Genomic DNA, 20,223 nt, shown 5'->3' on the forward strand with positions numbered 1-20,223 from the left:
GCCCCACCCGGCTCAAAAGGCGGTGTGTCGATTTGAACAACCAGCGGTTTTTCGCGTAGTCTGGCGTAGTCTGTCACACTACGGGCGCGAAGCAACATGCCCACGGTGTGCTTGAGAGCACCATCTACGCAGTGCACCGGGCCGCCCACCCAGGGCGAGTCAGCGAAGGTGATGCATGCAGGTCAACGCGCACAACGCGCCGCGGCCGGGCAATCTCAACCTGAACATTGCAATTCCGGGACGGCTACTACCCCGGGAGGGAATGCGTCGCACACCGCGGCGGGTTCCCGCTGGCCGTCGTGACCTCTTATAAGGAGTCCACCGTGTCTAAGCGGACTTTCCAGCCAAACAACCGCCGTCGTTCACGCAAGCACGGCTTCCGTGCCCGCATGCGCACCCGCGCCGGCCGCGCAATCGTTTCCGCGCGCCGCAAGAAGGGCCGCGCAAGCCTGACGGCATAAACGCCCGAAGCGCAGCGACATCGTGTTACCCCGCCCGCACAAACTCTCCTCCTCTGCCGACTTCCGGCAGACCATGAGGAAAGGAGTGCGCGCGGGGTCTCGCACTTTAATCGTCCACGTCCGCTCCCGGGCCGACGACGCCGTCGCGCTGCACGGCGGGCCGCGTTTCGGACTGATCGTGTCCAAGCAGGTCGGTAACGCGGTGACCAGGCACGCGGTGTCTCGGAAACTGCGGCATGTGCTGCGAGGGGGCGTCGATAAGCTGGAGCAGCACCACGACGTCGTGGTGAGGGCACTGCCCGCCTCAGCCAGCGCCACGAGCGCGCAACTCGCACACGACTACAACGCCGCGCTGCGCAAAGCCCTGGACAAATGGCGTACTACAACTTCCTAGGCCAACGCATCCCCGCACCACCAAATGCGGCCGCGCGGGCACTCGTGAAGGCCGTACGCTGCTACCAAAAGTACCTCTCACCCCTTAAGATGGGTGCGACGTGTCGTTTCATGCCAGTGTGCAGCGCCTACGCACTCGAAGCGGTCGCGCGACACGGTGCCATCAAAGGCACCCTGCTCAGCGTGGCCCGCGTCTGCAAATGTGGGCCCTGGCACCCCGGCGGGTTCGACCCAGTACCCGGCAGCGGTACGGACGCGTCCACAGGAACGACCACCAAGTAACCAACGAGGAGAAACACCCCAAAGTGCTGAATTTCATCTACTGGCCGATTTCTTGGGTGCTGTGGTTCTGGCACAAAGTATTCGGCTTCATCCTCTCGCCAGACTCGGCGTTGTCATGGATCCTGTCCATCGTCTTCCTCACCTTCACCCTGCGAACCCTGCTGGTCAAGCCCATGGTCAACCAAATGCGGTCCATGCGCAAGATGCAGGAAATGCAGCCGAAGATGCAGGAAATCCGCCAAAAATACAAGAACGACCAGCAGAAAATGGCGGAAGAGACGCAGAAGCTGTACAAGGAGATGGGCACCAACCCACTCGCCTCGTGCATCGTCCCGCTGGCACAGATGCCCGTGTTCATCGGCCTGTTCCACGTGCTGCGCTCCTTCAACCGCACCGGCACCGGCCCCAACCAGCTGGGCCTCAGCGTTGAAGAAAACCGCAACCTGGCCAACTACGCGTTCTCCCCAGAAGACGTCCGCTCCTTCCTGGACGCCGACTTCTTCGGCGTGCCGCTCTCCGCGTACATGTCCATGCCAGAAGACGCCTTCGCGGCGTTCACCGGCCTGGACTTCACCCGCGCCAACATCATCATGGTGTGCCTGCCGCTCGTGCTCATCTCCGCGACGTTCACCCACCTCAACGCCCGGATGTCCATGAACCGTCAGGCCGCACGCCGCGCCGCCGGCAAGGTCAACTCCCCGTCCGGTGACAACGCCGCCATGATGGAACAGCAGATGCAGATGATGAACAAGATGATGCTCTGGGTCTTCCCAGTCATGATCATCGCGTCCGGCTTCCTGTGGCACATCGGCCTGCTGTTCTACATGCTGGCCAACAACGTGTGGACCTTCTTCCAGACCCGCATCGTCTTTGCCAAGATGGACGCCGAGGAAGAGGCCGAGGAGCGCGCCAAGGCGGAAGCCAAGCGCGCCTCCGCGCCCGTTGTCGGCGCACGCAAGGTGGACAAGCGCAGCAAGAAGCAGCGCAAGCAGCAAGGCAAGTAACCGGTAGCCCCCAGCCCCCAGCAAGTGTTTGCTGGGGGCGTTACTTTTACTAGAGTCGATGCCAGACTAAAAATTCAAAGGAGTACACAGCCGTGTCAGAACAGCCCACAGCAGCCGCCACCATCTTTGGCGATCGCCTGCCGCTCGCCGAGGCCTACCACGAATCGCTCGCCACAACCGCCGCCGAGCGCGGCTTCATCGGCCCCAAAGAAGTCAGCCGCCTGTGGGAACGGCACATCCTCAACTGTGCGGTGGTCTCCGAAGCACTTAACGACGCCACCACCGTCGCCGACATCGGCTCCGGCGCAGGGCTGCCCGGCATCCCACTGGCCATCGCGCGCCCCGACGTCTCCTTTACCCTCATCGAGCCGCTGCTGAAGCGCTCCACGTACCTCGCCGAGGTCAAAGACGAGCTGGGATTGGACAACGTTACCGTCGTCCGCGGCCGCGCCGAGGAGCAGCCCGGCGGGCAGTTCGACGTGGTCACCTCGCGCGCCGTCGCACCCCTGGGCAAGCTGGCCGGCTGGAGCCTTCCACTGGTACGCCGCGGGGGCTCGATGTTGGCGCTGAAAGGCGCTAGTGTTGCAGAAGAACTCGAACGCGACGCGCGGGCGATTAAGAAAGCCGGGGGGATCACGCCGAACATTTTCCAGGTTGGCGCCGACGTCCTCGACCAGCCGACCACTCTCATCCGAATCGTGCGGAAATAGCGGAAAGGAACACCACCAGCATGGACAACGCCACGCTGCAACGCCCCGCGCACACCCGCGTGTTCACCGTTGCGAACCAGAAGGGCGGCGTCGGCAAGACGACGACATCGGTGAACATGGCGTCGGCACTGAGCCGCCAAGGCATGCGCGTCCTCGTCATCGACCTGGACCCGCAGGGCAACGCCTCCACCGCGCTCGGCGCCGAGCACACCTCCGGCACCACCTCCAGCTACGAAGTCCTCATCGGCGAAGCAACGCCGGAGGAAGCACTGCAGGCGCACGCCAACAACGAGAACCTCTACTGCATCCCTGCCACCATCGACCTCGCCGGCGCCGAAATCGAGCTGGTGTCCATGGTGCGCCGCGAATACCGGCTGCACGACGCCATCCGGCGCGGCTTCCTCGAAGAACACAACTTCGACTACGTCTTCATCGACTGCCCACCATCACTCGGGTTGCTCACCATCAACGCCATGACCGCCGTCGACGAAGTCATGATCCCCATCCAGTGCGAGTACTACGCGCTTGAGGGCGTCGGCCAGCTGCTCGGCAACATCGGCATGATCCGCGAGCACCTCAACCACAACCTGCACATCTCCGCGATCGTGCTCACCATGTACGACGCCCGCACGCGGCTTGCAGCCGACGTCGCCGGCGAAGTGCGCAACCAGTTCGGCGAAGTGGTGCTGCGCAACGTCATCCCACGCTCCGTGAAGGTTTCCGAGGCGCCAGGCTACGGCCAGACCGTCATCGACTACGACCCACTCTCCAGCGGAGCGCTGGCCTACTACGACGCCGCCCGCGAACTGGCAACACGCGGCGACTACCAACCACACGCCACCACGGGGCCCATTGGCGTCAGCCCCCAGGTGGCCCAACAACTTGACGAGGGCGAGGAATAACCATGGCACAAGAGCGTAAAGGCGGCCTCGGTCGCGGACTAGCAGCACTCATCCCGCAGGCACCAGCCGCGACCGACAAAACCGGCAAGACCGGCGGCATCGGCGGCAAAGCCTCCGACGTGATCTTCGGCGCAGCCGGCGCCGCCGGGGCTTCCGGGGCTTCGGGAGCTTCCGGTGGCGGCGACAAGCTTCCGCCGCGCGGAAAGCGGCCCAAGGTTGCGGGCGCGCCCACCGTCGGCGCCACCCCCGAGAACGTCATCCAGCCGGTGCCGGTCGGCGCGCGCTACCAGGAAATCGCGGTCGGGCAGATCATCCCGAACCCGAAGCAGCCCCGCCAGGTCTTCGACGAAGACGACCTCAACGAGCTGGTCCACTCCATCCGCGAGTTCGGCCTGCTGCAGCCCATCGTCGTCCGCGACACCCCAGAGGGCTTCGAGCTCATCATGGGCGAGCGCCGCTGGCGCGCCGCCTCCAAAGCCGGCCTGAAGCACATCCCGGCCATCGTCCGCGAAACCTCCGACCAGGACATGCTTCGCGACGCCCTCCTGGAAAACATCCACCGCGTCCAACTCAACCCACTCGAAGAAGCCGCCGCCTACCAGCAGCTCCTCGAAGAGTTCGGCGTCACCCAGGAGCAACTCGCCGACAAACTCGGCCGCTCCCGCCCAGTGATCACCAACGCGATCCGCCTCCTGCGCCTGCCGGTGCCGGTGCAGCGCCGCGTCGCCGCCGGCGTACTCTCCGCGGGCCACGCCCGTGCGCTGCTCGGCCTCAAGCTCGGCAGCGACGCCCTGACCTCCAACGGCCAGACCCTGCTCGCCGAACGCATCGTCTCCGAGGGCTTAAGCGTCCGCGCCACCGAAGAAGCCGTCACGCTCATGAATAACGAAGGCGGCGTCCCACAAAAGAAACGCCGCGAACCCGTCCCCCAGCCCGAATACCTCACCCGGGCCGCCGACCAACTCGCCGACGAATGGGACACCAAAGTCTCCGTCACCATGGGCAAACGAAAAGGCAAAATCGTCGTCGAATTCGGCGACCGTCAGGACTTCGAGCGCATCATGGGCCTCATCCAGGGCACCGATTAACTACAGGTGCTCCTGGCGGAGCAAGTCCTGGAAAGAGTAGGTGCCTGTCGGCTGGTCATCAGAATCCAGCAAGTACAGGCGCTTCACCGCCACCACAATCGCCTCCGCGATCGCGTCACGCTGCTGCGGATCCGTCACCACCTCAACATCGTGCGGATTCGTGACATAGCCAGCCACGATCTCCACCGACGGCATCCGCGTCATCCGCAGCATCTCCCACGTCCGGGCATGATTCCAGCAATTCCGTAGCGACGTCCTCGCCGCAATCTCACGCTGAATATAGCCCGACAGCGTCTCCCCCGTCATCGACGACGTCCCGTTCTCCGAACCGAAGTAGAACGTCGCCACACCATTCGCCTTCTCATTGGCATAACGGTCTAACTGCAGGGAAATCACCAAGTCGGCGTCGAAGCCGTTCGCCAGATCGGCGCGCTCCTTACACGACGGATTATCACCACGCGGACGCGAGATGATCGTCTCCACACCAGCCGCAATCATGCGGCCCTCCACGCGCTGCGCCAAATCCCACAGGATCTCCTCCTCCGTGATCTGGCCAAAGGGGCCGTCGACAAGCGCGCCCTTATCCGCACCACCAAGATGCGGATCAATCACCACGCGCTTGCCCGCCAACTGCGGGCCAGCCGCACGCACATGCTCACGCTCACGAATCGCGTGCGCCGAACCGCCCGTAATCCGGCGGCCCAACAGACTCAACGCGTGCAACGTATCCGGGCCACACACCCCATCGTCTTCCAAGCCCGAATTCAGCTGGTAGTTCATCACGGCCTCGTGCGTGCGCGGACCGAACCGCCCATCCACACGATCCGAATAAAAGCCCAGCTCATGCAGCTGCGTCTGCAACTGCCCCACGTCGTCGCCCACCAACTCCTGATTCGGCTGGTACTGCAACACACGCGCCCCCAACGTATACGACGCCTCACGCAGCTCACGCAACGTCAAGTCATCGATAGCGCCAGTCGGCATAATTCCCCGCGACTGCTGAAATGCTTTCACGGACTCCGCCAAAGGGGCGTCGAAAAGCATCTCGTCGGGAGTGAACTGCCGCGAGTTGAAGTCCTCGATGTCCCCATCGAAGTCCTCCAACATGCCCAAACGCGCAAGCGTCGCACGCGCCTCGGCCACGCGAGCACTCGAATCACCTACGCGGAGAATGTCACCCACTGGGCACCTTTCTACAAAACCAACAATGCAGTCCATCCTACGACGGACAGCCTACAGATACGACTCAACCTTCTGGACGATCTGCGCCTTCGGGAGCGCCCCCACAAACTCATCCACCTTCTGGCCATCCTTGAAGATCAACACAGTCGGGATCGACATGACCTGGAACATCATTCCCAGCTCACGCTCCTCATCCACATTCACCTTCGCGACCTTCACCTTGCCATCCAGCTCAGACGCAATCTCATCCAACGTCGGCGACAACTTCCGGCACGGAGCGCACCACTCAGCCCAAAAATCCACCAACACCGGCGTCGAAGCCTCAACGACCTCAGCCTTAAACGTATTCTTCGTCACATCAACAGGTGCACTCATCGTTCCTCCTTGAACACAGTTCTTTCTATTCTAAAGCGCCGCAAGGAAATGCTGCGCATCCAACGCCGCCCGGCACCCCGAACCAGCCGCCGTAATCGCCTGACGATAGTGGTTATCCACCAAATCGCCACACGCAAACACGCCCGGCACGTTCGTGCGGGTCGAAGGGGCGTCGACAAGGACGTACCCGCCCTCGTCCGTGGCCACCTGGCCTTCCAGGAACGCCGAACGCGGATCGTGCCCGATCGCCACGAACAACGCCGTCGCGTCCAGCACCGACTCCTCGCCCGACTGCACGTTGCGCACCTTCAGGCCGCCAACCTTGCCATCCTTTTCGACGACCTCTTCGACCACCGAATGCGTAATAAACTCAATCTTCTCATTCGCCCGGGCGCGCTCCAACATAATCTGCGACGCGCGGAAGTTCTCCGAACGGTGAATAATGGAAACCTTCGACCCAAACTTGGTCAAAAACGTCGCTTCCTCCATCGCCGAATCCCCACCACCGACAACGGCAATGTGCTGATCCTTAAAGAAGAAGCCGTCACAGGTCGCGCACGTGGACACACCGCGACCCGTCAGCTCAGCCTCACCCGGAATACCCAGGTGACGCGGCGCCGCACCAGTAGCGAGAATGACCGCGCGGGCCTGGTAGACGTCATCCCCCACGAAGACCTTCTTCACGTCACCGCTGAGATCAACCTTGTCCACCAGCTCCGACTCCAGGCGCGCGCCGAACTTCTCCGCCTGATCGCGCATCTGCATCATCAGATCCGGGCCCATCACCCCATCCTTGAAGCCAGGGAAGTTCTCCACCTCAGTGGTGTTCATCAGCTCGCCGCCGTACTCGTAACCCTCAAACACCAGCGGGTTCAGCTCCGCACGCGCCGCGTACAGCGCTGCCGTGTACCCCGCCGGGCCCGAGCCGACAATAATCACGTCATGAATTTGTTCTGTTTGTTCGCTGGCCTCGTTGGTCATGAAAACTCCTCGTAGATTTGCTCTGTCAGGGGTGTAAACGTAGCCAGTCTACTGTTTGTTCCAGACGTGTGCTTTTGGCATGCGCACCAGATTCCCGCTTGAGGGGTTGGCGACCTGGGGAAACGCCGAGCGTCCTGCTGGAAAGCAGGAATTTGGTGTCTCCTTGATGGGACCCAGTGCCAAAAGACACACCCCTTGTTGCCTAGCCCTTTTGCGACCTGCAGGTATGTAGGTCGCGTTTTTTCGAATTGCGTCTTTTGTCACTCGCCCCGTTTCCTGGACACCAAATTCCCCCACGCGAAGCACGCGACCTGGGGAAACGCCTCGGGGATGGTCAAAATCCTGGAATGTGGTGCGAGTCCCCAGCGAGGAGCTAACAGACCCCTTCCATGTGCTCGAGCATCATGGCGCGAGCCCGGGCGCGGCGGGACTTCATAGTGCCGGGCTGGACGCCGCACGTGTCGGCGGCGGACTGGAGCGACATGCCCATAATGTCGATGAGGAAGACGGCTTTCCGGTGCGCCTCCGGCACGACGCGAAGCGCGTCTTTGACGGCGATGAGGCGGTCCAGGTTGGCGGTCGGGTCGTGGGCCAGGCGGGGATCCTTGTCCTGGGAAAGCTCGTTGTTGTCGTCGAGGGAGACGGTGTACTCGGCCTTGCGGCGGCGCTGATGGTCCAGGCTAGCGTTGGCAACCAGGCGGTACAGCCAGGTAGACACCTTCGACTCGAAGCGGAAACCGTACAGGTGGCGTGACGCTTTCAGTAGGGCGTCTTGGACAATGTCTTCGGCGTCGCACTCATTGCGTGAGTAGCGAAGGGCGACGCCGAGCATGTTGCGTTCGTGGCGCCGGACGATGAGGTTGAAGGCGTGGATGTCGCCTGCGATGTAGTCGTGGACGAGTTGGTGGTCCGTTTTTCTGCGCATGATGCACCCTCCCATTGCTGATGCATCCAGTGTGATGCATCAGCGCCGGAAGAGGAAGCGTTTTCTGTCCACCATGGTGGACATCGTCACTTCAAGTTGGTGCGCCCGATGAGGGTGACGTCCCGGAGGATGATGTCCTGGCCGGAAACAGTAAGGACGAGCCCGGACAGTTCGGGGGACTTGTCGACGTCGATGCCGTTTTCGCCGTTGAGGAACGTGCCCTCCTTAAGCAGCGGCAGGTCTGCGACGTCGCCGTTCCACGAGGCGCCGGCGGGCAGGCCGTAGATCCGGAAGGTGTCGCCGTTGGATGGGGTATCGACGATCACGTGCTCCAGGGTGAACCCTTTGCGGGCGGTCGCGCCCTTGGCGGGTCGGAGCTCGACGCTCACGTTGTCTGAGCCGGTCCAGGTGGTGGAGCGGTCGGCGTCGACAAGCTCGGGTGCGGAAGCACCTTCGATGGTCGCGCGCATCGGGGTGAGCAACACGGGCAGGCCCGTGACCTCCTCCTCGACCTCCTCTACCCCGGTCTGGACCGAGTCCACCGTGACGGGCGCGTTCGTGTCGTCGCCGGAGAGGAAGCCGACCAGGTACGCGGTGAGCGCCGCGATGATGATCACCGCGCCAACCGCGAGCGACAGCAGCACCGCGAGTGTGACCGGGCCGTAGCGGCGGGATCCGAAACCGCCGCGCAGGTCCTTCGGCTCCTCAGACTGCTCCTCGACCGGCTCGACGGGGTCGATTGCTTCGGCGGGGGCGTCCTCGGCTTCGTCGCGGGTGAGTTGGCGCTCGAGCTCGCGGAAGTCGTGGGACTCGATGGCGTCGGCGTCGACGAGGGCGCGGGTGGTGCTGGCGACGTCGGCGAGGTCATCGGAGTCGACGTTGGTGGTCAGCAGCTGCAGCGCGGAGGCGAAGGCGTCGGCGTCGTCGGCGGCGGAGGCGTCCGGCAAGACGGCCGGGAACGCGAGGCGCACGTGGCCCTCGCGGTCGATACGGAGGCGCTGGCGGTTATCCAACCCGAGCGGCACCCCAGCCTCGTGCGCCGCGGCGATCGCGCCCGCCAACGGGGCAAGCGCGTTCGCCACCGCGTCCGTGTGCAACGTCTGGCCTGACTCGGCGACCGCGCGGACCGAGGAGCCCTCCACCCAGTCAGCGACCACGAGGGCACCCGTGCGATACGACACGATCTCGATGTTCTCCGGCAGCGCCGGGTGGCGCAACATCGCGAGCTTGCGCGTGCGGCGCGACACACCCGCGGCGTCGATAGCGGCCTGGCGCGGCGTCGCCGGAGCCATCGGGGCCATGCCCGTCGTATCGACGAACGTCAGCGCCACGGAGCGGCCCGTCGACACCTCGCGGGCCTGCCAGAACTGCGCGCCCGTGGTAGAGCCGTGATCGCGGATGAGGCGGAAGCGGCCATCCGACACCGACGCACCCGGTACCAAGCGCGGGCCGCGCACGACACCGGCCGACATCGGCGGCGGCACCGGCGACGCATTGAACGTATCGGCGGCCAGGAACTGCTGCGACACATCCCGCAGGTCCACCTCGCCGACCTCGATCGCGGCGTCCTCGTCCGGGCGGATAAAGCGACCCATGCCCGGGATGCGCGCCAGAGCACGGCCCAGGTTCTGCACCTCCGGCAGACCAGAGCGCGACAGCACCAGGCCCGTCGCCACCACGAACAGCACGCCGAGGACCATCACCTCAAACAAGAAGCCCAGCGACGGCAAGCCGATGAGGCCGCCGAGGAAGGATGGGGCGTCGATACCCGCGACATCGCGCACGAGCCAGCGCACCAGGAACATCACCGCGATACCGATCAGTGCCGAGGCCGTCGCCCACAGCGACGTGTGCAGCACCGAACGCGCCTCCAGCGTGCCCAACTTCCGACGCAACAGCAGCGCGCCGATCACCGCGCCGGCGACGAAACCGAAGCCGTTCGCAGCGCCCAACAGCACCACGACGGACTGCGTCGAATCCGCAACCAGCGGCGCAAGGTACGACAGCACCACCTTCGTAATCGTGATGCCGGCGATAATGAACGTCGGCGTCCATGCCTCCTCCCGCGCGTAGAACACGCGCAGGTGCAACATCACCAAGGCGTACGGGATCAGCGTAAACGCGGAGAAACTCACCGTCAGGCCCAACGTGCGGGCCGTGTTGCCGTCGAAGTTGCCGTACGCGAACAACGCGTGCCCGATGTCGGGGCCGAGCGCCGTCATAAAGACAATGATCGGGATCAGGGCGATGAACGTCAGCTTCGTGCCCAACGTCAGGTCCCGGACCACCGCGGCGTCATCACCATCGGCGGCGTTGCGGGACAGGCGCGGCATGATCGCCGTCAGCAAGGTGACGCCAATGATGCCGTAGGGCACCTGCAGCAGCATCCAGTGCTGCTGGTAAATAATCGGGGCGGCGTCGCTCGCCATCGACGCGATACGCGTGGTCACGATGTAGCCGACCTGGCTAATACCCACATAAGTCACGATCGCCAGGGCCATCCCGCCGAACACCTTGAGGCGGTCGTCGATACCCCACAGCGGCCGCAGGTTAATGCCGAGCTTGCGCAGCGCCGGCAGCATAATCAGGCACTGCACCGCCACACCCAACGTCGTGCCGACGCCCAGCAGCAGCACATGCGGATTCGCTATCGACGCCGGCGCCGCGGGATTCAAACTGCCCGGCAACATCATGTACCCCAGCAGCACCGCAATTGACACCACGTTGTTCGCCACCGGCGCCCACGCACCCGGCCGGAAATGCTCCTTCGTATTCAGCACCGCCATGAACAGCGAGAACATGCCGTAGAAGAAAATCTGCGGCAACACCAAATACGCAAACGACGTCGACTGCGCGACGTTCACCTGGCCCTCATCGTCGAGGAAGACGCGCGTCAGCAACGGCGCGGCGGCCACCGCGATGATGGTCACCACCGTCAGGAGCGTCAGCGTCAGCGTGAACAGCTGGCGGATAAAGCGCTCCCCGTGGTCCGGGTCCTCCTTCTCCGCGCGCACCAACACCGGCACCACCAGGGCCGTCAGCACGGACCCCAGCACGATCTCCGTAATAATGTTCGGCAGCGTGTTCGCCGTATTAAATGCCGACGCCACCGCCGGGCCCAACGCGGCGCCGATCAGCACCGTGCGGATGAACCCCGTGATGCGCGAAATCAGCGTCGCGATCGCCATCGACCCCGTCGCCCGCACCACGGAATTACTCTCCGGGGCGGGATCTGGCACCGCCGCCGAAGGGTCCGCGGTCAGCGTAGAACGGTCCGGGGCCTCGGCCTCGGTGGCGTCGATAAGCTCTGGGTTCTCTCGCGGGGTGGGCACCGGCGCCGGCGGCGCAGGGGGCACGATTCGGCCACGCGTACCAGCCCGAGGTTGCTCAACCACGTCAGTCTCCAATCAAAGGTGGGTGTTCATTGTCCAAACGTTGCTGTGTTGTTGGGCTGCGTGGCGCAGCCCGCGCCCGGCGCCGGCGGCCCACCGAATACATCAGCATCAGCACCACCAGCACGCCAAGCCCGGTGACCAGCGCCCAGCCCTCCACGGCGGCGCCCGCCGTGCGCACAGAAATGTTCACCGGCTGCGAGATCGGACTGCCGTCGGTACCCGCCAGGTACAGCTGCAGGTCAATACTGCGCTGGTCCTCCGGGTAGTCCGCCGTCATCTGTACCGTCTGCGAGCCGCGGGCCGGGATCCGCATCGTGGTTGGCACGTGCAGCGTGATCGGGCCGCTCGCTGCCTGGAACCGGATGGTCGTTTGTACCGGTAGCGGCATCCCGTTCTGCGCCACGATCAGCAGCGGGCTTGACGGGGAGGTCCGCGTGTACACGTTGCCCGGTGGAATCAGCGTCACCGACGCCCGCAGCGCCTGCAGTACGTCGCGGCTGCCCCGCAACCGCTCGGCCGTGGTGCGCACGGCGGCGTCGTACCGCGACAGCGACTGTCGCTCCTGCATACTCAGGGCCGCCAGCACATCGCGGCGCAGCGGCAGCGTGAACCCGTAACGCGTCAGCGCCACCTGTGGGTCGTTCGCGAGCAGCTGCGTCAAGTCATCTGTGAACTCAGCCTGCTGGGAGGCCGTCAGCACCTCCGCGTCCGAGACCACTGTCGGATCCGGAAACAGCGTGCCCACGCGCGTCGCCGTCGGCACCTCCGCCGGGTCGGGCGTGTTCAGGAAGTCGCCGAAACTCATCGGCGCGACCTCACCGGACCGGACCATCTCCGCGACCGTCCCCAGCAGCAGTGCCGCCGAGTCCGCGTCCCAGCCCGCCGGCGGGTTCACGAACACCGGTTCCTCCGGCGTCGCCTCCTGCACCGCGAGCCTGAGCGCGGAGGCCGCATTGATCGCGCGCGCCCGCTGGGAGTCCATCTCGTAGCGGTACCGTAGCGCGTCATTCGAGTAGCCGACGGTGGCGGGGGCGGAGCCGACCGTCGCTAAGACCGAGGCCAGCGAGTCCTGGAATTGGACCGCCATCACCCCCGGCGCCACCCACGCGGCGTTGCCGGGGCCCGGGTGGTCGACGCTGCTTCGCGCCGCCAGCACGTGCACCGGGTGCGCAGGCGCCGCCGGGAACACGTCCGCGGGGTCCGGCAGTTCGTTGCGGTCGAGCGCCGCCTGCCCGTCCCCACTTGTCGACGCCCGCTCCGCCCGAGCCGCCTCCCACTCCCCCTGGAGGCCGTGCTCCGGGATCGCGGAGTCGATGTGGTTGGCCCAGCCGAAGGCGGGGGCCGCGTCCGGCGTGATGTAGCCGGCGCCCGGGATGACGGCGTTGAGCGTGCCCGCCGTGCCGAGCTCCCGCTCGAGCACGAACGGACCGCGCTCCAACGCCTCACGCATCAGCCACTGGTCGCCGGTGCGAGCCAGCGTGTTGACGTCTACGTTTTGCCACGGCAGCGCCACCGTGCAGCCCTTCGCTGCGACGCTGCGCAGCTGAGCCAGCCACGCCTGCGCGTCTGCTTGTCCCTTGCCTATCTCGCCCTGGGCGGTGGTGTCGTCGGTGGTCCAGCTGTCGCGGAGCCGCTTGGGCTCCTCAGCGACGGGCGGGCGCGTGGTGGTGACGCGGTAGCCCTCCGCCATCCGCGCCACCGTGTCCACGAGCGCCGGGTCCAGCCCCACGCACGTGGCGAAGCCAACGCCAGGTTCCTCCACCGCGTCCTCGTACTGGCTGAGCAGCCGCTCAAGGCGCCCGCCGGGCGCGAGTTGGTTCGCCAACGTCTCCGACTTCAGCAGCAGCGGGGAGCGCTCCGGGGCTTCCCCAGTCTCGCCAGGCACGATGTCAATCGGCGCGGTGATCGGGTACAGCGCGGTCATAGCCGGCGCCGGGTCCTCCGACGGCTCGCCGCGCACCGAGATGTGGAAGCGCTCAGTGTCCAGCGAGGTCAGGTTCTGTTTGAGTTCGAAGAGTAGCGGGTACGTCCCCGCGCCCGGCAGCTCAACGTCCAGCTCGACCTCTGCCGACTCCCCCGCGCCCAACTCCTTATCGACGTCCACTCCGCGCCCCACCGGGCCGTACTCGCTCACCGAGGCGACCGCCGCCGCGCGCTGGTCCAGCACGGAACCCGTGGCCGGGCCACGCCGTGGGACCACGCGCAGGTTCGCCAGTGGCGCGTCCGTGTCGTTGTGGATGCGAAGTTTCACGTGAAACATTTCGCCGGCGTTGAGGGCCGAGGGGGCGTCGACAAGCGTGATGGACGCGCGGGTGCCCTCCCCCGGACGAACTGCCGGGTTCACCCACTGCGACGCCACCGCCGGGTCCTCGGGCGACGTTGGCGCTGGTAGGGCGCCCGCCGTGACCGGGAGCAGACCCAGCGCCGCCACTGCAACCGCCGCGGCTCCGCTACGCACGCTGCTCATCGCGGTGTCAACCTTCCGGCCGCGGCCTCCTTGCGCGCCAAGTCCGGCATCCTGTTCACCGCGATCCGCGCGAGCTTGCGCTCGTCCGCGTATGCCAGGCGCTCGATCAGCTGGTTCATCGGCACCCACGCGACTTCCGTGACCTCCGGGTCTTCGTCATTAAACACCCCGTCGACGTAGCGCAACAAGTTGTGGTGCACCGTCTTATGAATACGGACACCCTCAGAAATGAACCAATAATCAATCACACCGAGCGTGTTGAAGGCCTCGCCGGTAATCCCGGTCTCCTCCCACACCTCACGCTCCGCAGTGCGCCACTGCTCCTCGCCTTCCTCAACGTGGCCCTTCGGCATCGACCACAACAGACGCCCCCGACGGTCCAGCCGCCCAATCAGCGCGACGTAAATCTTCGACAAGTCCACCTTGTCGTGCCGGTCCACAGCCTCCGCCATACCCGACACCACCAGGCCGCCCGCACTCGTCTCGTTCCGGGTCTCCAGCGACGAATCAACCGGCCGCTGCTGCTTCTTCCGCGCCGACGCGCCCCGCCCCCGCCGGTTCGACCCGCGGCGACGCTGCTGCTGCGACCCCCGCTTTTTGGCGTGCGAACCACGCCGACGGCCACGCCGCCGCTTCGGGGAGTCACCCCCCGCCTTCGAGTTAGCGCCGTCCCCGCGCCCCTTCCCGCCAGAGTTCGAAGACTTCCGCTCCGACGGAGGAACCGGCTTCGGCCGAGTGTTCTCAGTCATTCAATTCATGGTATCCGCACTGGCCACCTTTGTGGTACTTAACAGCACCAGGGAAGCAAAGTATCGTGTGAGAGGTGACAAAGACTGAAGAAACACACCGGTGCCCGTTCGACCTCCCCGACCCCTCCGACCCGAACGCCGTCGCGGCGTTGCAGGTTCGGGCCGAAGAGGGCGTCGAAAAGCTCAGTGGCTTGCTGACGCCCCTCGCCCAGCGCTTCGTGGAGCGGGGCGAGCACCTCTACCTCGTCGGCGGGCCCGTGCGCGACGCGATGCTGGGCAAGCTCGGGCACGACCTCGACTTCACGACGTCCGCCCTGCCCCCCACCGTGCAGGAAATTCTCGACGAGTGGGGCGAGACGACCTGGGACACCGGCATCGAGTTCGGCACCGTGGCCGCCGTGCGCGAGGGCCAGCAGGTCGAGATCACGACGTTCCGCTCCGACCTGTACGACGGCGTGACACGCAACCCCGAGGTGACGTTCGGCGACACCCTCGACGGCGACCTCATTCGGCGCGACTTTGCCTGCAACGCGATGGCCATCGAGCTCGACGTGGTCGACGGTGAGCTGCGCCCAATCTTCCACGACCCCGTTGATGGTGTCTCTGACCTGCTGCAACGCCGCCTGGACACCCCGCAGGCCCCTGAGGTTTCCTTCCGCGACGACCCGCTTCGCATGCTGCGCGCCGCCCGCTTCGTCTCCCAACTCGGATTTGAGGTGGCCCCGCGCGTCTTCGACGCGATGCGCGACATGGCAGGTGAGATTGAGCGGATCACGGTCGAACGCATCCAAGCCGAGCTGGACAAGCTGATGTGCGGCATCGCCCCCTGGGAGGGCATTGACCTGCTGGTCCGTACCGGCCTAGCCGAGTATGTGTTGCCGGAGGTGCCCGCGCTGCAGCTCGAGCAGGACGAACACATGCAGCACAAGGACGTCTACGCACACTCGCTGACCGTGCTGCGCCAGGCAACCGAGCTCGAGGACGACGGCCCTGATCTCAAGTTGCGGCTCGCCGCGCTGCTTCACGACGTCGGCAAGCCCGCCACCCGGGCCGTCAAAGAAGGCGGCGGCGTGAGCTTCCACCACCACGAGGTCGTGGGCGCGAAACTGGTGCGTAAGCGGCTCCGTGCGCTGAAGTACCCGAAGCACGTGATCAGCGACGTCGGCCAGTTGGTTTTCCTGCACATGCGTTTCTACGGTTTCGGCGAAGGCAAGTGGACCGATTCGGCGGTGCGTCGCTACGTCACCGACGCCGGCGACCTCCTCGGCCGCTTGAACAAACTCGTCCGCGCCGATTGCACCACGCGAAACCCACGCAAGGCGCGCCGCCTGCAGCGTGCGTACCAGAACCTCGAGGAGCGAATCGCGACGCTCGCCGAGCAGGAGGATCTTGCGCGCATCCGCCCTGACCTGGACGGCAACGAAATCATGCAGATCCTGGATCTTAAGCCCGGCCCGGAGGTCGGCGAGGCCTGGAAGTATATGAAGGAACTACGTCTGGAGCGCGGCGAACTCGAGCACGACGAGGCCGTCGCTGCCCTGAAGTCTTGGTGGGAGGAACGTAATGTCTGAGTATTTCTACGGCGACCGTTTGTTTACGTCACTCGAGCGCACGGAACCCGACAGCGGTATGCTGCTCGTCGCTGCGCCCGGAATGTTCTCGCCTGAGTTCGCCCGCACGGTTGTCCTTGTCATCGAGCACGGCGAGCAGGGCACGCTCGGCGTCATCTTGAATCGTCGTTCCGACGCCGCCGTTGTAAACGTGCTGCCCGAGTGGGAGTCGCTCGCCAGCGAGCCGGCGGTGATGTATTACGGCGGACCCGTCAGCCCGAACGCTGCCGTTGGCCTGGGCGTCACGCGCAACGACGTCGACATCGCCGAGCACCCGACCCTGACGCGCCTTGCGAACAAACTCGTGCACGTGAACATGCACGAACCAGCTGATTCCTTCTCTGAGTTGCTGGAGGGTTTCCGCCTCTTCGCCGGGTTCTCTTCGTGGGACGCCGGGCAGCTCGACGAGGAGATTGAGCGCGGCGACTGGTACGTCGCCCCAGCCCTCCCCTCCGACGTGATCACGCCCGCGAGTGTCGATCTGTGGGCCGACGTCCTACGCCGCCAACCCATGCCCCTACCCCTGTTCGCCACCTTCCCGTCCGACATCGAGGACAACTAGATGAATGTTTCACGTGAAACATTGCGAGAACTCGGCTTCGGGGTGCGGGACATGTGGCTCGTCGGCCTCGGCGTCGTGCCACTGGGGCTGGCGTTCGGCCTGCTCATGGTGCAATCCGGTTTCGCTTGGTGGTGGACGCCGGTCTTCTCGATGCTTATCTACGCCGGCTCCACCGAGTTCCTCGCAATCCCGATGGTGCTCGGCGGCGTCGGCCCCGCCTCTGCCGCGATGACCGGTTTCATGGTGAACTTCCGACACCTCTTCTACGGCCTCACCTACCCGCGGGACGCGATCCGCTCGACGTTCGGCCGCCTCTATTCGATGTATTCACTGACTGACGAAGTCTACGCCGTCATCAGCGCCCGACAGCAGACCACGCGCTACACCGGCCCGCGCCTCATTGCCATCCACATGATGTGCCAGGCGCTCTGGGTCGTGTCTGGTCTCGTCGGCGCGCTCGCCAGCGAACGCCTTCCCGGCACAATCGAGGGCATGGACTTCGCACTCACCGCCCTCTTCATCGTCCTCGCCTACGAAGCGTTCCAGGCATCCCGCGACATGAGCGCCGTGCTCATCGCCGCTGGGATCGGGCTCGTTGCAGCCTTCGTCGTCCCCGGGCAGATGCTGATGGTAGCGCTCATCGCGTACTTCCTGGTCCTGCTGGTTCGGTTCTGGGTACCTGGCGTCGATAAGCGATTGGAGTGGAAGCGATGAACGGACTCCCCACCGGCGTTGAGCTGCCCATGGTGTGGGCCGTCATCCTGCCGATCGCCGTGGTCACCGTGCTTCTGCGTGCCCTGCCCTTCGCCTTCCGCGGATGGCTAGACGGCAGCCCCCTTCTCGACTTCCTCCGCCTCTACATGCCCGTCGGTGTCATGATCGTCCTCGTGCTGTACACCTTCACCAGCTCCGACCAGCCCGTGTGGACCGGGGTGCTCGTCGGCTTCGTGACGCTCGCCCTCCACGCTTGGCGACGCTCCCCCGCCCTCTCCATCCTGGTCGGCACGGGGTTGTACGTGGCGCTCGTCAACCTTGTCTTGTGAATAGAAGTGTTGCTGAGTTAGAAACTGCCTGATACATTAGCGGTTGTTGTTAAAAGCCTGGCAATATCGCCCTCTGTATTCAGGAGATTCCCATGAAGCGTTTCGCTACCGCTGCCATCGCAGCCACCACTGCCCTTTCGCTCGCTGTTGTTCCGGCGGGTGCTGTTAACGCAGGTGATAAGACCCCTCCGGGTTTTGGATATGACTCTTCTTCGAAGGTTTCTGAAGATGAGGCAGTCGGTTACGCAGTTTTGCTGGCTGTAGCTGAGTTTGCTAAGCCGGGCATCGGCATGTCAGCGCCATTCAAGGGCTCCTCCGAAGCAGGCGTATTCAAGACCAAGGCTGGGGAGAACAATAAAAAGTCCGATGCCATTATCTTGTCGTCCTATAAGAATGACGCGAACAACGGCTACAAGCTCGGGACTACCTACGACATCCTAGTCGGTACCGGTATTGCTGCCGCCATTCTTGCCTTGGTGGGCGGCATCGCTGCTCAGCAAGGCCTCATTCAGCTTCCGTTCTAACATTTATTCAGGAGATTCCCATGAAGCGTTTCGCTACCGCTGCCATCGCAGCCACCACTGCCTTCTCGCTCGCTGTTGTACCGGCACAGGCTGGGGAGACTTCGAGCGGAGACGAGGTCACTTCGTCTGTCGCAGCGTTGACCCTTCTGCAGATCGGTAAGATTGGCGCTGCCGAGAACGAAGCTGACGCCAAGAAGGCAATCGCCGAGGCTGAGTTCGGTCTCGCTGCACTGCAAAGCTCTTTCGACAATGACCGTGAAAAGGATTGGCCTATCGGCCGCACCTTCGACATCATCTGGGGTTCCTTGCTCGGTGTTGCGGCTCTTGGTGGTCTTGCGTTTCTGGCACTGAACGCAAAGTAGATTTCAAGATTTTGCGCTCGGCTCGGGTTTCGGGCCGGGCGCTTTCGCGTATATGCCACAGGGTTTAATAACGTCACATACGTTAGACTGGTCCATAGTCTTGGTAGGGGCGAAGCTTCAATTTCTGCCACTTACTTGCCAGGTCTGAAGCGTCCCCAGGGGATGTTGTGCCTATATTTATAGTCACTCAACAGTGTGGTGTGGGGCTGAGATGATCCATGAGCGGGTTGATGGGGCCGAGCTATTGACTGGGAATTAATAGGCGCCAATCAAATTGAAAAACCCAGCCTTATACGAGAGGCTGGGTCAGAATGTGGCGTCGATAAGTGAATTAGAACGGCAGCGCTGGAAGCTGAATGCCCGGAATGACGCCGGAGACTGCAGCAACGACACCAAGAAGTGCAACGAGCGCAGCCGGAACGCCGATCAGGAGACCGAGAATGCCTGCCTTGTAATCCTTGTCGTTGATCAGCTCCTTGACACAATCCAGCTCGTCAGAAGAAGAGGTCAGCTCCTCGCGGATCTCCTGACGAGTCTGATCAGCCTTGTTCTTAGCGATGTCACCAGCAGTCTGTGCCTCAGCTGCCTTCTTCTTTGCCTTAGCCTCCTTTTCCTTCTCTGCGGCCTCAGCCTTGACCTTGCACTGCGCGTAGGCAACCGAGGAGCCAACCTTGGCATCCTTGTCGGAAGGCTGAGCCTCAGCCGCGAATGCAGGGCCAGCGACCAGGGACAGGGACAGAGTTGCAGCAGCTGCTACGGAGGTAAAACGGTTCATGGGTAGCTCCTTTGTGGGATCGGTTAAAGTTAGGGACTCGCCAAAGTTTTGGCATGTCTGCAACTAACATCGATCGGAACGTCCTGTGCGTTACTTCGGAGATCAAATGATTCCGAGAGGTGATTTGGGAACAGCGCTCCCCTGCCCTGCGCGGGCTCGGACCAATAGGTCAGAGTGGGTTGAGAACTTGCTACTCCCATGGGGCCGTCGAACGGCTCCGATTGTCCGCGGGGCGGACAGGTGATTGCGTGTTTCGATATTCCGCGGGGCGGACAACTCGCCGTTGTTGCAACCCAGTATTGTTCACTTTCCGCGGGGCGGACACCACTTCGCGAATTGCATCGGCGAAGCACGCATTCCGCGGGGCGGACAACTCGCCGTTGTTGCAACCCAACCTCCCGCACAGTCCGCCGCGCGGACTCCAACGAAGCTT

General features: G+C 64.1%; 21 protein-coding genes. 13 read left to right on the forward strand and 8 right to left on the reverse strand.

From position 1 onward, the window contains the following. Window positions 1-323: 323 nt before the first annotated feature. From rpmH to HMPREF3170_RS05400, 7 genes are all read left to right on the forward strand, one after another. Window positions 324-461 carry a 50S ribosomal protein L34 gene (gene rpmH, locus HMPREF3170_RS05375; RefSeq protein ID WP_070478313.1) on the forward strand — a complete coding sequence of 46 codons (138 nt, stop codon included), beginning with the start codon at window positions 324-326 and terminating at the stop codon, window positions 459-461. A gap of 22 nt (window positions 462-483) precedes the next feature. Next, the gene (gene rnpA, locus HMPREF3170_RS05380; RefSeq protein ID WP_070478315.1) at window positions 484-855 is read left to right on the forward strand and encodes a ribonuclease P protein component; all 372 of its coding nucleotides are present in this window, start codon (window positions 484-486) and stop codon (window positions 853-855) included. Beyond that, window positions 834-1,136, forward strand: coding sequence for a membrane protein insertion efficiency factor YidD (gene yidD, locus HMPREF3170_RS11300; protein ID WP_071568055.1), 303 nt, complete (start codon window positions 834-836; stop codon window positions 1,134-1,136). Before rnpA ends, yidD begins: the two co-directional genes overlap by 22 nt. 23 nt (window positions 1,137-1,159) lie before the next feature. Then, window positions 1,160-2,140 carry a membrane protein insertase YidC gene (yidC, locus tag HMPREF3170_RS05385; RefSeq protein WP_070363380.1) on the forward strand — a complete coding sequence of 327 codons (981 nt, stop codon included), beginning with the start codon at window positions 1,160-1,162 and terminating at the stop codon, window positions 2,138-2,140. 92 nt (window positions 2,141-2,232) lie between these two features. Beyond that, window positions 2,233-2,850, forward strand: coding sequence for a 16S rRNA (guanine(527)-N(7))-methyltransferase RsmG (rsmG, locus tag HMPREF3170_RS05390; protein ID WP_070478316.1), 618 nt, complete (start codon window positions 2,233-2,235; stop codon window positions 2,848-2,850). Between the two features lie 20 nt (window positions 2,851-2,870). Continuing rightward, window positions 2,871-3,752 carry a ParA family protein gene (locus HMPREF3170_RS05395; RefSeq protein ID WP_070363382.1) on the forward strand — a complete coding sequence of 294 codons (882 nt, stop codon included), beginning with the start codon at window positions 2,871-2,873 and terminating at the stop codon, window positions 3,750-3,752. Between the two features lie 2 nt (window positions 3,753-3,754). Next, a complete protein-coding gene (locus tag HMPREF3170_RS05400) occupies window positions 3,755-4,840 on the forward strand; it encodes a ParB/RepB/Spo0J family partition protein (RefSeq protein ID WP_070363383.1) in 1,086 nt (361 codons plus the stop codon). Here the strand turns inward: HMPREF3170_RS05400 and HMPREF3170_RS05405 are convergent, their stop codons facing one another. The 7 genes from HMPREF3170_RS05405 to HMPREF3170_RS05435 form a co-directional block, all read right to left on the reverse strand. Then, window positions 4,841-6,022, reverse strand: coding sequence for an N-acetylmuramoyl-L-alanine amidase (locus tag HMPREF3170_RS05405; RefSeq protein WP_284804844.1), 1,182 nt, complete (start codon window positions 6,020-6,022; stop codon window positions 4,841-4,843). A gap of 51 nt (window positions 6,023-6,073) precedes the next feature. Then, complete coding sequence (gene trxA / locus HMPREF3170_RS05410; RefSeq protein ID WP_070478319.1) at window positions 6,074-6,397, reverse strand: thioredoxin; 324 nt, start codon at window positions 6,395-6,397, stop codon at window positions 6,074-6,076. A 30-nt stretch (window positions 6,398-6,427) separates the two neighbouring features. Continuing rightward, complete coding sequence (gene trxB, locus HMPREF3170_RS05415; protein WP_070478321.1) at window positions 6,428-7,378, reverse strand: thioredoxin-disulfide reductase; 951 nt, start codon at window positions 7,376-7,378, stop codon at window positions 6,428-6,430. A gap of 373 nt (window positions 7,379-7,751) precedes the next feature. Continuing rightward, on the reverse strand, window positions 7,752-8,303 hold the full coding sequence (locus HMPREF3170_RS05420; protein WP_070478322.1) for a sigma-70 family RNA polymerase sigma factor: 552 nt from the start codon (window positions 8,301-8,303) through the stop codon (window positions 7,752-7,754). Window positions 8,304-8,389: 86 nt separating this feature from the next. Further along, window positions 8,390-11,698, reverse strand: a complete 3,309-nt coding sequence (locus HMPREF3170_RS05425) for a murein biosynthesis integral membrane protein MurJ (RefSeq protein WP_141742214.1) — start codon at window positions 11,696-11,698, stop codon at window positions 8,390-8,392. 1 nt (window position 11,699) lies between these two features. Next, window positions 11,700-14,165 (reverse strand): DUF6049 family protein, encoded by a 2,466-nt coding sequence (locus tag HMPREF3170_RS05430; RefSeq protein ID WP_070478326.1) that lies wholly within the window; start codon window positions 14,163-14,165, stop codon window positions 11,700-11,702. Continuing rightward, complete coding sequence (locus HMPREF3170_RS05435; RefSeq protein ID WP_083290885.1) at window positions 14,162-14,914, reverse strand: NUDIX hydrolase; 753 nt, start codon at window positions 14,912-14,914, stop codon at window positions 14,162-14,164. The genes HMPREF3170_RS05430 and HMPREF3170_RS05435 overlap by 4 nt, the downstream gene beginning before the upstream one ends. 149 nt (window positions 14,915-15,063) lie before the next feature. Between HMPREF3170_RS05435 and HMPREF3170_RS05440 the strand changes: the two genes are divergently transcribed. The 6 genes from HMPREF3170_RS05440 (at window position 15,064) to HMPREF3170_RS05465 (ending at window position 19,015) form a co-directional block, all read left to right on the forward strand. Further along, the gene (locus tag HMPREF3170_RS05440) at window positions 15,064-16,485 is read left to right on the forward strand and encodes a CCA tRNA nucleotidyltransferase (RefSeq protein ID WP_070478340.1); all 1,422 of its coding nucleotides are present in this window, start codon (window positions 15,064-15,066) and stop codon (window positions 16,483-16,485) included. Next, window positions 16,478-17,086 (forward strand): YqgE/AlgH family protein, encoded by a 609-nt coding sequence (locus tag HMPREF3170_RS05445; protein ID WP_070478327.1) that lies wholly within the window; start codon window positions 16,478-16,480, stop codon window positions 17,084-17,086. The genes HMPREF3170_RS05440 and HMPREF3170_RS05445 overlap by 8 nt, the downstream gene beginning before the upstream one ends. Further along, window positions 17,087-17,800: an AzlC family ABC transporter permease gene (locus HMPREF3170_RS05450; RefSeq protein ID WP_070478329.1), complete on the forward strand. Its 714-nt coding sequence runs from the start codon at window positions 17,087-17,089 to the stop codon at window positions 17,798-17,800. Further along, window positions 17,797-18,129, forward strand: a complete 333-nt coding sequence (locus HMPREF3170_RS05455; protein WP_070478330.1) for a branched-chain amino acid transporter permease — start codon at window positions 17,797-17,799, stop codon at window positions 18,127-18,129. The genes HMPREF3170_RS05450 and HMPREF3170_RS05455 overlap by 4 nt, the downstream gene beginning before the upstream one ends. Window positions 18,130-18,221: 92 nt before the next feature. Next, the gene (locus HMPREF3170_RS05460; RefSeq protein ID WP_070478332.1) at window positions 18,222-18,653 is read left to right on the forward strand and encodes a hypothetical protein; all 432 of its coding nucleotides are present in this window, start codon (window positions 18,222-18,224) and stop codon (window positions 18,651-18,653) included. A 20-nt stretch (window positions 18,654-18,673) separates the two neighbouring features. Then, window positions 18,674-19,015 (forward strand): hypothetical protein, encoded by a 342-nt coding sequence (locus HMPREF3170_RS05465; protein WP_070478334.1) that lies wholly within the window; start codon window positions 18,674-18,676, stop codon window positions 19,013-19,015. A gap of 331 nt (window positions 19,016-19,346) precedes the next feature. Here HMPREF3170_RS05465 and HMPREF3170_RS05470 read toward each other — a convergent pair whose 3' ends face one another. After that, on the reverse strand, window positions 19,347-19,790 hold the full coding sequence (locus HMPREF3170_RS05470) for a hypothetical protein (RefSeq protein WP_070478336.1): 444 nt from the start codon (window positions 19,788-19,790) through the stop codon (window positions 19,347-19,349). Window positions 19,791-20,223 lie beyond the last annotated feature (433 nt).

Origin of the sequence: Corynebacterium sp. HMSC08D02, from assembly GCF_001807505.1 — a bacterium.
Taxonomy (GTDB): Bacteria; Actinomycetota; Actinomycetes; order Mycobacteriales; family Mycobacteriaceae; genus Corynebacterium; species Corynebacterium pseudogenitalium.